Below are 10,970 nucleotides of genomic sequence, written 5' to 3'. Positions count from 1 at the left end.
AGATCAACACATTGCGACAGTCTCGAGATCAGAGCCTGCCAGTCGCTTTCAATGGAATCATTCCTTTGCATCTGGCCTAGGAATCACATCTCGATTCCACCAGTCTACCCCTAAGTTAGCGCCTATGGGAACGGCCCCCGTCACTGGAGACCAGGAGCCACAGCGGGCACTACAGGCCTAACTTCTCCCGGAGTGCATCAATGCGTTTAGAGGCTTCCGCCTTGCTGAGGCCGTCAGCATAGGCGTCAGGGTCGTCGGCCTGTTCGGCCAAAGTTTTCAAATAGGAGGCTTGTGCGGGGGTCATGGGGTCATCTCCGCTGATCCAATCTTCCGGGTCCTTTTTGACAGTTGCCGGTGCCTCGATTTTTGGGTTGTGCCGGTCGCCCATGATCAATCTCCCTTGATGATCATCACAATGAGAATGATCATGATTTGTTCCGCCAGATTGTGTCGCGTCCGCCCGCCCAGGCCGGTTACGCGCAAGCGGAGCGAATCTCTTCTTGGCTATTTCATAGCGTGGATACCTATGGTTGTAATCTTGCACGATCCTCAAATCGGTGAGGACGCCCCTTGAGCAGCGATCAGGGCCATTGGAGCCGTACCTGGCTCAACTCGGGAGTCGGCTTCTTCGAATTATTTGGCCTTCAGCCATGTGTTCGACAGTCCGCTCCTGTAGCGGCTGTCGGCGCGCTTCGAGATAATTCCATTGAGCCCGATCTTCTCGACGGTGCGGAAGAGCGCCAGCGCACTGCCCTCGAAGTGCTCACTGTATTGGATCTTGCCGAGGCCAGGCTCAACCAGTTGCCATAGCGCCTGCTTGCGCTGCAGCAGCGGCAAGGAGCCTAGATCGCGGCCGTCGAGATGGAGGATATCGAAAGTGACGAACACCAGCCGGCTCGGCTCGTTCCAGATCGCGGCTTCCAGCGCAGGGCAATCGGAAGCGCCCTGCTCGCCGGAAACAATGACCTCGCCATCGAGAATGGCAGTCCGGCATCGCAGATCGACGGCTAGTGCGATGGGCCAGTATTTCGTGGTCCAGTCACGGCCGTTCTTGCTGTAAAGACGCACGCCGCCATTATCGATGATGATCTGGGTTCGATAGCCGTCGAGATTGGCCTCGTGGACCCAGCCCTCATCTTCAGGCGGCCGCTCGACCCGAGTCGGGATCTGCGGCGGAAGAAACTCCAGCCGGCCGCCATCGACCTTGGCACGCTTACTCAATGACGCCACCTTTGACCGCGCAGCGGCGGCTAATCGGCACAGGCAGCACGACATCACCCCAACAGGATGCCTGCCACCTGTGCCGAGCCCCCGCCAAGCCATTGCAAGCATCTACGCACGAGGCCGATCTGTCGTTAGCTTTGCATCCTAATACTTATCCTGGCGTACATATCTTGCTCGGCGCGGCGCTCTTGCACCGTTCCCGACCGGCTTATTGCTGTCCGGGATTGCCGCCAGCCTACGCAGCCCTTGGCTAGAGCGGTTCGTCATTTCACGGAACCGCAGAACCGCTCTATCTCTTTATTTTTTGACTGCAATTCCGGACGGAAAACCGTTCGCACTTTTCCTGGAATTGCTCCGATTGCGGACTACCTTGGTCAGTCCATCAAAAGCACCACAGCGGGATGCAGCTTCTTCAGATTCGGCAATGATTTCGACTGCCAGGGTATGTCGGGCGTTCCACGCACGACGAGTCGAACATCGGGATGCTTGCGCACCTCAATGGTAAATTTCGCCAGCAGGTTGATGCCGGAAGAGTTGAGAAAGTGAAGGTCCTTCAGATTGAGCGTAATGGAAGCGGGATTCGAGGCAAGAACACGGGTCGCCAACGCCGTGATAGGCGCACCGTCGTCGGAACTGGCAAGCCGCATTGCACCGTCGAAGAAAATTTCGCTTCCTTCAGTCCACACGCGGTAATCGTCTGTCTTGATTTCCATAGCCTGGCTTCGTTTTATTTAGTTGTGAATTTGCGAGATCGGAATGGAGGCATATGTCTCCACGCAAATCCGATCGCTTTCGTCTGCGGCGCTGAATATCCAAGCCAGGCGTGCGCCGTAGTCGCTCATCAACGTCAGCAATCCAAGTCCGGAGCCTCCTACGCCGGCGTTGGCGGCATTGGCTTCAATTCGCTGTATCAGCAGGTCCATGGGGTCGCCAACCGTGATGTCCGCCAGGAGACTTTGGAACTCAGACGCATCTTCACCATCGACTTCATTCGACACTTTGAGCTTGAAGCACTCCGAATCCATCGACGCCTCGATCACGATCTCACCCGGTGCGCGAAACTTGACGGCATTTTCGATGAGTTCGTTGACCAGATATCCGATGCTGTGCCGCACTTCCATGTAGTCATTGCGGGACGACCGGAAGCGCAACGCGAAAAGATCGGCGATGAAGTCCGAGGTGGTGGCACAATGACGCCAACTCAAGTCGAGAGGTCCGTCGAACAGCCGCACGCGACTGACGCTCTCCTTCATCCCGATCGCAATATCAGGGGTACCGAACAGCGTTGTCATTGCTATGTGTGCCTTATGATCACGAGGGTGATGTCATCGTGGATCTTCTGGATCCCGATATGGGCCATCAGATCGTCGATGATCCCAGTCTTGATGTCCTCGGCGCTGCTGCCGTGACGTCTTTGTACGCTCTGGCTGAGGCGCTCGAACCCGAACAACTTTCTTTCGTGGTTTTCCGCCTCGGTCACACCGTCGGTGTGCAGCACGATCACGTCGCCGCTTCCGAACAGGATGTCACGCGTGGCAATGAACTTCGAGATGTCATTCTCCAGGCCAACCGGCAGACCCAGATCAATCGTATCGATACGTTCGACTTCCCCATCCGCACGCACGACAAGAACGTCCTCATGCTGGCCGGATAGCGTTACCCGCTCATCTTCGAAGTCAAGAAAGGCCAGCGAGAGATGCTTGTCGGTGTTCGTCCGCTCGATGTTCTTGTAGATCGCTCTGTTCAGCCGATCCAGAAACTGGTGCGGATTCGCTTCGTCGGTCTCCTGCAGCGCGCGTGCAACGGATTGGACCATCAGCATCAGCACGCCGCTCTCAAGACCATGACCGGTCACGTCGCCGATGCCGATCTTGACCCGTGATCCGTTCTGCAGGACGTCATAGTAGTCGCCGCCAACCTCGTCAGCCGGACGCATGTAGGCTGCGATCTCCAGCCCAGGAATCGCTTCGAGTTCGAATTGTTTCGGCAGGACCATCATCTGGATCTGCCTGGCAACCGCGAGCTCGGCACCGAGGCGGACGTTCTCGTCTCGCAGCTTTTCGTTGAGTGCCGAAATCTCCTGGTTGGCGTCCCCGAGCTCCCTGGTTCGTTCGTCGACGAGCTGCTCGAGGTTTTCCGTGTGAAAGCTGATCTGCTCAGCCATCCGGTTGAAAGCGACCCCCACCGCTCCAACCTCGTCGCGCGTCGGAATGCTTACCCGGACTGAATAGTCTTTCGCCTGCAACCGCTTGGCGGCCCCGGCAAGCGCACTGAGGCCTGCAGTGATCCGCTTTGAAATTCCGAAGACAGCCGCAAAGACGATCAGGAGCGAAACGATAACTGCGATGACCTGGGTTATCAGGATCCGGTTGGTTGCGCTGGAAATGCTCTGCTGCGCCGCAAGGAGGGAAGCATAAATTTCCTGTTCGGGGACGACGAAGCCAAGCAGCAGGGTTTCGGCCGTGATGGACCCAGTACTATTCCAGAGATTGACTGGGTTTAGTCGGCGAAGTGCGACGATGTACGGTTGGGCTTTACCGTTTTCCTCAATCGAAATATGCTTAATGACTGTCTTGTCGTCGGCGGGAAGTTCGAGCGCTGCGACGGTCGCGTGCGTGCTCTTTTTGAGCGAGCGATCGAGGCCGGTAACGCCTTGACCTGCCGCACCACTTGCGATCTTGAGCCCGAGCATTTTCTCGCCTTCAGGCTTGATCGCGAGCACATTGCCGTTCGACATGGTGAGAAAACCGAAGCCCGTATCGGCGACCTTCACGCTTTCGACGATGTCAGCGAGTTGATCGAGCGTAACGTCGGCAGCGACCATGCCGGCGACATTACTGCGGTCTTTCGTCCAGAGTGGGTGGAAGAAGCTCACTATGAGCTTGCCGGTAATCGCGTCGATGTAAGGAGCAGTCGCAGTGATGTCATCGCCCTTTACGGGGCGCGAATCGGGCTCCCTGATCCAGCCTTCCCAGCCTTCATAGACGCCAGGAAAGAAGAAATCCCAGAAATTCGCTTTATCGTGGCCTGGATAAAGCTTGTCGAAGGTCTGCGCCTGATCGGAATAAGGAATCGTGCGCATGATCGGCCCTGCCTTCGGCCCTACGTAGTAGACCTGCAGCTTCTTGGCGCCAGTTGACATCTGGCTTGTGCCAAAAATATCGAAGATCGCACTCTCCTGAATGTCGCGGAGAATTTCGGGCTTCGGTTGGTGATCAGCGGAGAGGAGATATCCCCAGACACTCATGACCGAAGGTGACCCTTGCCGGGTCTGTACCCAGTTTCCCGTGGCGTCATATGCAAGCGGCGCATTAAAATAGGGGTTCTTCGCCAACGCCTTGCCGATCGCATCTTTTGCTTCCGGATAATCTATTAATCTCTGCATGGAGGCTGCAAGTGCGGTCACCTCGGAGTGCATGCGGCCGAACAGGAGATCGGCGCGCAGCGCCGTCGTCTCGATATAGTTCTGGAGGTATTCCTGGCTTGCCTTGGTGAGGCCGCTCTCGATCTGGTGCGTCGCGTCCCGGGAAAGCCGGTTCACATTCCACAGCGCGACGCCGCCGCCGACGAGGAGGTCGAACAGCACCGCCCCACCCACAACGATCAAGAATTTAGCGCGGAAGCTGTTAAGCCGGAGGACAGGCCAGGGTCTGGGCGGTGTTGCATCCAAATCGGTCATAGCGGCTTGCGTCCCGATGCAACCCAGATCGGCCAGCCGGCATAGCCCTTGGAGTGGAGCGCAGCGAAGATGTGGTCCTGGAAGCCCTGTCGGAACCGCCTGATAAACGCCGGTGTGTCACCTCGCTTGGTAGCCATCTCGCCTGCATAAACATTCTCCCATGCCGCTATGACGTCCGCGAAGTCCTGTGGATCGCCGTCGTGGTTGGTGACCATGAAGGACTCGACCCGAATGTCTTCGAGCCCCGCTTCGGTCAGGTAGCGTTTGCTCTTCGGGCCGAGCTCAATATCCATCTGGAAGTGCGCCCACAGCTTGGCGACCTCGTTATAGGTCCACTGGATGCTGTCGGCGCGTGGTTCGCCCAGGCAGTGCGAATTTTTTTCATTGGTGATGTAGACACGTCCGCCCGGCTTGCAGATGCGAAACAGTTCCCTGAGGATCAGTTCGGGCTTGTTGAACACCTGCAGCGAATGGCGGCACGTGACGAGGTCGAACTGATTTTCCTCGAGCAGCATTTCTGCTGCATCGCCATAAGTGTACTCGATGCCCTTGATATCGAACTCCGCAGCCACGTTTCGCGCATAGGCGAGACTCGACCTGGAGTGGTCGAGGGCGACGATCCGCGATGGCTGGAACTCCTTCTGCACGAGCACGGCGAAATCACCTATGCCGCAACAGATGTCGGCCATCACGATCCCGGGCCTCATGCCGTGTCGGGGCAAGATTGCGCGCTCGTGGCGCCAGGTCATCTTTGTTTGTGTGCGCAGGATCGGCACGAACCCGCCTTCCTCAAGGAAGCCCTGCCCCGGATAGAATTCGCTGTCATACTCCTCGACCGTGATGTTCGGTTCGATTCCGCTCAAGCGACCGAACTTTCGTGACGTCCATCCGACGACGCTTGACGTGATGACGATGAATTTGAGATCGGGTCGAGCCCGACAAGCGTCGAGAATGATCCTCGAAAAGGCGTGAAACGCAGCGTTGTTCATCTGAGTCAGACGTCTGACATTGACGTAGAGAACGCCGCGCACACGGCCGATCGCATCGCGAAGCAATGCTATGCTGGGTCCAAGTTCATCGATTGCCTGAGGCCGGACCACCCCCGATATGGAGAACTCCTGATTGTTGGCGTCGTATTGCGCCTTGAAACGCGGGAGAAGGTCGTAAGGGTTCAATTTTGCAAGCCCTCGAGCGGGAGATCCACGACAAGCTTGATCGCATCACCGTCGGCTTCCTCGACCCTGAGTGTCGCGTTGTAGTCGATGGCCAGTTCCAAAAGAACCACCTCCCGGCTCGGGGCGAGATCCCCGGATACCGAATTGAGATATCGCTCCCGGACCTCGGATCCTGCGACCAGCGACACGGCTTGTTCGTAGAATTGACGCTCCTCTGGCACGCAAGGGAATGTCAACTCGATCCTGTCCGTCGCGCCATGGCGAGACACCCTGCATGCCAATTCGCCGTCGGCATGGCGCGTACGAAAGGCGACTTCCAGCAATTCGTTAAAGGCGGAAGAAAAGAGATTTGAATGCCGAACCGAGTCTGACCTGTTTCGGCTGATCATCCGGGCCATGTATGTCGAGACATAGTCGCAATGTTTCCAGGCGGAGACGAAAGCTTTGATTTCCATGTCGATCTGGATCATCGGTTCAAAAGTCGGCTCGCCAGCCAGGTGATGATGAACAGTTCCCATCGGCATCCTCACTTTTCCATCGTATTGAGCCCTCGCGGGGTGATGACCTCCGCGACAAAAAATGTCACCGCGTCCTGATGGGTCAGTCTCGCACCGACTCGAAAAATTGCGCGGTATCTGCCTTGATCGTTCTACAAATCTCCACTTCATCGTTAACAAAGGGTGCAAGGCGCTAGAGCGCCCGATTTGATTCCTCCATCGTCCGTACCACCCTCAGCGGGGACCGCCTGATGAAATCGCTAATCGCCTCGGCTCCAAGCGGCTTTCCCAGGAAGTTGCCTTGCAGGCAATCGCAATTCTCCTTGATCAGCCACCGTGCCTGTGCCGACGTCTCGACCCCCTCGGCAGTGACATTTATCCCCAGGCCGTGCGCCAGGTTCATGATCGATCGCACGATCGTTTGGCTTTTGAGATCGGTCTCCAGGTCCGCAATAAAGTACCGATCTATCTTCAAAGTATCGAAGGGAAAGTTTTTAAGGTAGCTTAACGATGAATAGTATGTTCCAAAATCGTCGAGCGAAATTCGTATTCCCAAAACGTTCAGAGTGTTCAACGTGTCGATATTGTCGATCGTCTTTTCAAGCAGGACCGTCTCGGTTATTTCAAGTTCAAGTCTGTCGGCTTCGATTCCAACTGCGTCGATGATCTGAGCGACCGTGTCCGTCAGCGAACCGCTAAGGAACTGAGCTGGCGACAGGTTCACTGCGACTGTCAGCGAGGAAGGCCACGTCAATGCCTGGCGACAGGCTTCCTCGAGCACCCATCGCCCAATCTCGTCCATCAGACCGTCGGCTTCGGCGATCGGTATGAACACGTTGGGTGGAATGGTTCCGACCTCGGGGTGCCGCCACCGCAGCAGCGCTTCGAAACCGATCACCGACGCGGGAGGCCGAATGAGCGGCTGATATTCCAGATAAAGTTCGCCGCGCTCCAGCGCGGTTCGAAGGCTGCGTCTCAGATTCTCGCGTTGCTCGAGCAAGAGCAGCATCGAACGGTTGAATGTTCGAGCGCAACCGCGTCCATCTGTCTTGGCCGCGTAAAGGGCAATATCAGCGGCTTTCATCAACTGTTCGCCATCGGTCCCGTGCTCCGGCCCGAAAGCAATTCCGATGCTCGAGCCTACGAAGACGGGAATGCCGTTGATGACGAACGGGTTCTTGAACGCGTCGACCAGCGATCCGGCGAGGCGCTCAGCCTCTGCTGGCTGCTCCTTTCCCAATTGGATGACAGCGAACTCATCGCCGGCATACCGGTATGCGGATTCGCCGTCCTGCAGCGCGTCGCGGATACGGCCCGCCGCGAGTTGAAGAAGAGTGTCGCCTGCTCCATGGCCGAGCGTGTCGTTGACCGCTTTGAAATCGTCAAGGTCGATTTGCAGAAGGGCTGCTTTCGGCTTTGATCCGCCGAGGGCGGCCATTGCCTGCTGCAGCCGCTCGCCGAATCGCCGCCGATTCTGCAGTCCGGTCAGCACGTCGTGCGTCGCCTGATGGAGCAGAATTACATGCTCTTGCTCCTCCACGACGCTTCGCCCATCGCGCCCCCTTGATTCGATGATTCCCACACCATTCGCAGTGGCGAAAACGAAAGCGGACCGTGGCGCTTCACCCGGTGATCGCGGCAAATCAATGCTTGCCGGTGAGCCGCCGTGGAACACACGAAGAAATTCGTCACGATACCTCGCATCGAGGAAGCTCGGGTAGATCTCCCAAACGGCGGCACCCGGCACCACCGCGCCTCCGTACACGCCTTTGAGTTTGGCTGCGTAGTGCGTCAGACAGAAGTCGCGATCATAGAACGACAAAAATTCGGTCGTGTACGCCAAAAGGTCAGCGAGCAGCGCTTCGCCGGGACGTGGTGCATCGCTTGAGGCAGGCCCCTCGCTCTCCGTGCCGACCCCTGATGCCTCCGGGTGCAATAGCCACCTCCATGGGCAGTGAGAATCCACGTCCCCCAGCCCAGAAATAGCATAACTGTCAAGCTTGGCAAACATACAACTCGCAGTCTCAACAAGTGTCTCATGCTGCGTAGTTGCAATGTATGCTCCGCTGTGATTGGCAGCGACATCGATGAACAGTTGGTTGATAAATCGGGAATTGGCTATAATTGATGGCGCGGTGGACGCGACACGAAATATTCTGGTCCATGAGGCGGCTGATCTTCCCCGCCCTGTTTTAAGCCCGCCCCACTTCAACCATCCCCGATCCTGTACTCAGCTTCCGAGCGCTTTGAGCCAATGTTCAAAGGAAGAGGCCTCCTCGTGTCCGGCATGCGAAACAGAGTGGGCGGGGCGCGGCAACACCACGGAACTTCGGACTTCGCGGGGGCTGTAACCGAATTCCTTGCTAAATGCTCGGCTGAAATTAGCCGCTGAACTAAAGCCGACGGCTTCGGCAATATTAACAATGCGCCGGCTGTCCGCCGGATCGCTAAGCGCAACATGGGCTGCCAGAAGTCGGCGACTTTGTATGTAGTGGAGAACACCACCGCTCGGTTCGAACAACTGATAAAGACGAGAGCGCGAGACGCCGAGCGCCCGGCACATTGAATCCGGCGTCAGATGAGCCGCATCCAGATTGTTGTGGACGTATCGACGGGCTCGCTCCATCAGCGCGACACTCACCAATTGTTCGGTGGCCGCGGCATGTTCTGTCGGTGGCGAGAGGCAGGCAATGATCATGCTGCGTGTTGCGTGCACGATGCGGGGCAGATCGTCAGCCGTGAGACTGCGCAGTCTTGCTTCGATGCTGTTGAGGTAGTCGAGCAAAAGGTTGGCAAAGTTGCCGGACAGAATTGAATTATTCTTTGCGTCCAGGGTTGCCGCCGCATCGGCGAACAAATCACGCGGCAAATAGAGAAAGAGACTTTGGGATTCCGTTGCCCTCCCGCGAAACGGGTAGCCAAGCGATCTAATCTCCAATTTGCCCGGCTGGTTTTCCGCTACGCGGCGATCGACCTCCGTCCACGACCGGCCAGTATGCGGCAAAGCGATATACCAGTGATCGATCGAGCTGGACCGAAGCTTCGCAGCAGAACGCATATAACTATGTGCCGGTGCGCGCTGTTGAACGATCAGCATGCCGCCGAGGTTCCAAGCCGTGTGGTCGGCGGGAAAGCCATCGTCGAGCGATTTGTCATCCGGCAACTTGATCTCGACAAGCGGAGCCATATGCGCCTGCCAGGCGACAAATTGATCCTCTGGCGCCAGTTCGAGCGTCGAAAAGGGCAAAGGTTCGAGCGCCGGCGCAAGTGACGGGGCAGCCTCATTGTAAGGTTGAGCTTCGCGCGGCCAACGACGTCGATCGCGCTCAAGCGCCTGCCTCGCAAGCGCCTTGTCCTGCCTCTTAGCGTCCATCGCGTAGTGCCGTATCCGATTCCGGTATGCCCATCTCCACCTCAATCATGTGGTGTATCACAGGCATCTGGCAAGACTAGCGGAATGCGAGTCCACAGGAGCGCCATCACGCTGGGTTACAGCAAGAAATGCATTCCGAGATAAGTTTCTGGATGCGACGATAACGACACTCTTCAACCTGGCGCGTATAGAGTCTTGCACGGTGAAAGCGTAGTTGAGGAGACAACGAAATGAACGCAAAGCTCAAAGCAGAAGCTCGTCGCAAGATAATTCTTGATGGATATTTTAATAACGAACCTTTGAAAGATATAGCAGCCAAGGTCGGATGCTCACTGGCGAGTTTGAAAGTCACTGCCAGTAAACTCGGTTGCACTCGAACTCCGAAAGAGGCGGCGGAATTTCGGCGAGGATTTCATGTCCCAGAACAAAAACTGCGAGATTACCGACAACTTATGATTGCTGGACAGTATAGAGCTCGCGAGTGCGCGCTGATTTTGGGACTATTGAAAGACCAATTATCAGTCAGCGAGTAAACTTATTCCAATACACGCCTCAGCGGTTCATCGGCAAAAAAAGGCCCGCCGCAAACACGGGCAACGGGCCCTGAAAGGTTCGCACAGATGCTGCGTCGGCGTTTCAATCGCACCTGCCTCAGCCCTCATGATCTGGCTATTTGCGAACGCGTGTTCGATCAGGTTTGCGCAGATGAACACATTGACTCTTCAAGCCGGGATGCCGAGGCCTTAGCGGTGGCGATTGTCGCAATCTTCCGAAACATTACCACCAAGGAGCGCGAACTGCTGGATGAAGTTAGGTCTCTTCGTCTTTCAAAGGGCGCAGAGAAGGCGCACTAGCTTGGCGGCGTTCCGAGGCGAATTGTTCTAGTCCCGCGTTGGCACAGCCGGATTGGCATCTGCATTGCCCCATTGAGTCCCGCCAGAGTGTAGCCACAGCGCTTGCGAAGGGGACGGAAATGGGCTTAGCCGAAGACTTGTCTGATGTTGCGCTCACATTCGAATGTC

General features: G+C 56.7%; 11 protein-coding genes. 2 read left to right on the top strand and 9 right to left on the bottom strand.

Features of this window, described 5'->3' with window-relative positions; all coding sequences use genetic code 11:
- Positions 1-169: 169 nt before the first annotated feature.
- The 9 genes from AC0L14_RS34355 to AC0L14_RS34315 form a co-directional block, all read right to left on the bottom strand.
- The gene (locus tag AC0L14_RS34355) at positions 170-388 is read right to left on the bottom strand and encodes a DUF3072 domain-containing protein (RefSeq protein WP_473487318.1); all 219 of its coding nucleotides are present in this window, start codon (positions 386-388) and stop codon (positions 170-172) included.
- A 245-nt stretch (positions 389-633) separates the two neighbouring features.
- Positions 634-1,221, bottom strand: coding sequence for an ATP-dependent DNA ligase (locus tag AC0L14_RS34350; RefSeq protein WP_473752184.1), 588 nt, complete (start codon positions 1,219-1,221; stop codon positions 634-636).
- A gap of 377 nt (positions 1,222-1,598) precedes the next feature.
- The gene (locus AC0L14_RS34345) at positions 1,599-1,937 is read right to left on the bottom strand and encodes a slr1659 superfamily regulator (RefSeq protein ID WP_473487320.1); all 339 of its coding nucleotides are present in this window, start codon (positions 1,935-1,937) and stop codon (positions 1,599-1,601) included.
- Between the two features lie 18 nt (positions 1,938-1,955).
- The gene (locus tag AC0L14_RS34340; RefSeq protein WP_473487321.1) at positions 1,956-2,516 is read right to left on the bottom strand and encodes a slr1658 superfamily regulator; all 561 of its coding nucleotides are present in this window, start codon (positions 2,514-2,516) and stop codon (positions 1,956-1,958) included.
- A gap of 2 nt (positions 2,517-2,518) precedes the next feature.
- Positions 2,519-4,903, bottom strand: coding sequence for a SpoIIE family protein phosphatase (locus tag AC0L14_RS34335; protein WP_473487322.1), 2,385 nt, complete (start codon positions 4,901-4,903; stop codon positions 2,519-2,521).
- Positions 4,900-6,078 (bottom strand): methyltransferase domain-containing protein, encoded by a 1,179-nt coding sequence (locus AC0L14_RS34330; protein WP_473752183.1) that lies wholly within the window; start codon positions 6,076-6,078, stop codon positions 4,900-4,902. Before AC0L14_RS34330 ends, AC0L14_RS34335 begins: the two co-directional genes overlap by 4 nt.
- Positions 6,075-6,596, bottom strand: a complete 522-nt coding sequence (locus AC0L14_RS34325; protein WP_123151430.1) for a ubiquinone biosynthesis methyltransferase UbiE — start codon at positions 6,594-6,596, stop codon at positions 6,075-6,077. The genes AC0L14_RS34330 and AC0L14_RS34325 overlap by 4 nt, the downstream gene beginning before the upstream one ends.
- Positions 6,597-6,768: 172 nt before the next feature.
- Positions 6,769-8,511: a putative bifunctional diguanylate cyclase/phosphodiesterase gene (locus AC0L14_RS34320; protein WP_473527954.1), complete on the bottom strand. Its 1,743-nt coding sequence runs from the start codon at positions 8,509-8,511 to the stop codon at positions 6,769-6,771.
- A 294-nt stretch (positions 8,512-8,805) separates the two neighbouring features.
- A complete protein-coding gene (locus tag AC0L14_RS34315; protein WP_473637485.1) occupies positions 8,806-9,948 on the bottom strand; it encodes a helix-turn-helix domain-containing protein in 1,143 nt (380 codons plus the stop codon).
- A gap of 230 nt (positions 9,949-10,178) precedes the next feature.
- On the opposite strand from AC0L14_RS34315, the gene AC0L14_RS34310 reads away from it, so the two are divergent.
- Together AC0L14_RS34310 and AC0L14_RS34305 are read left to right on the top strand one after the other, a co-directional pair.
- The gene (locus AC0L14_RS34310; RefSeq protein ID WP_258117201.1) at positions 10,179-10,481 is read left to right on the top strand and encodes a hypothetical protein; all 303 of its coding nucleotides are present in this window, start codon (positions 10,179-10,181) and stop codon (positions 10,479-10,481) included.
- Between the two features lie 87 nt (positions 10,482-10,568).
- The gene (locus tag AC0L14_RS34305) at positions 10,569-10,802 is read left to right on the top strand and encodes a hypothetical protein (protein ID WP_258117200.1); all 234 of its coding nucleotides are present in this window, start codon (positions 10,569-10,571) and stop codon (positions 10,800-10,802) included.
- Positions 10,803-10,970: the final 168 nt, after the last annotated feature.

Source organism: Mesorhizobium sp. WSM4841 (genome assembly GCF_055811515.1).
The sequence above is the reverse complement of the archived record's forward strand: the minus strand, read 5'-3'. Positions and strand labels throughout refer to the sequence as shown.

What these genes read in the sequence shown, in the direction of transcription:
- AC0L14_RS34315 (WP_473637485.1), bottom strand. Translation starts at nt 9,948, where the DNA reads ATGGACGCTAAGAGGCAGGACAAGGCGCTTGCGAGGCAGGCGCTTGAG.
- AC0L14_RS34340 (WP_473487321.1), bottom strand. Translation starts at nt 2,516, where the DNA reads ATGACAACGCTGTTCGGTACCCCTGATATTGCGATCGGGATGAAGGAG.
- AC0L14_RS34335 (WP_473487322.1), bottom strand. Translation starts at nt 4,903, where the DNA reads ATGACCGATTTGGATGCAACACCGCCCAGACCCTGGCCTGTCCTCCGG.
- AC0L14_RS34355 (WP_473487318.1), bottom strand. Translation starts at nt 388, where the DNA reads ATGGGCGACCGGCACAACCCAAAAATCGAGGCACCGGCAACTGTCAAA.
- AC0L14_RS34325 (WP_123151430.1), bottom strand. Translation starts at nt 6,596, where the DNA reads ATGGGAACTGTTCATCATCACCTGGCTGGCGAGCCGACTTTTGAACCG.
- AC0L14_RS34345 (WP_473487320.1), bottom strand. Translation starts at nt 1,937, where the DNA reads ATGGAAATCAAGACAGACGATTACCGCGTGTGGACTGAAGGAAGCGAA.
- AC0L14_RS34310 (WP_258117201.1), top strand. Translation starts at nt 10,179, where the DNA reads ATGAACGCAAAGCTCAAAGCAGAAGCTCGTCGCAAGATAATTCTTGAT.
- AC0L14_RS34305 (WP_258117200.1), top strand. Translation starts at nt 10,569, where the DNA reads ATGCTGCGTCGGCGTTTCAATCGCACCTGCCTCAGCCCTCATGATCTG.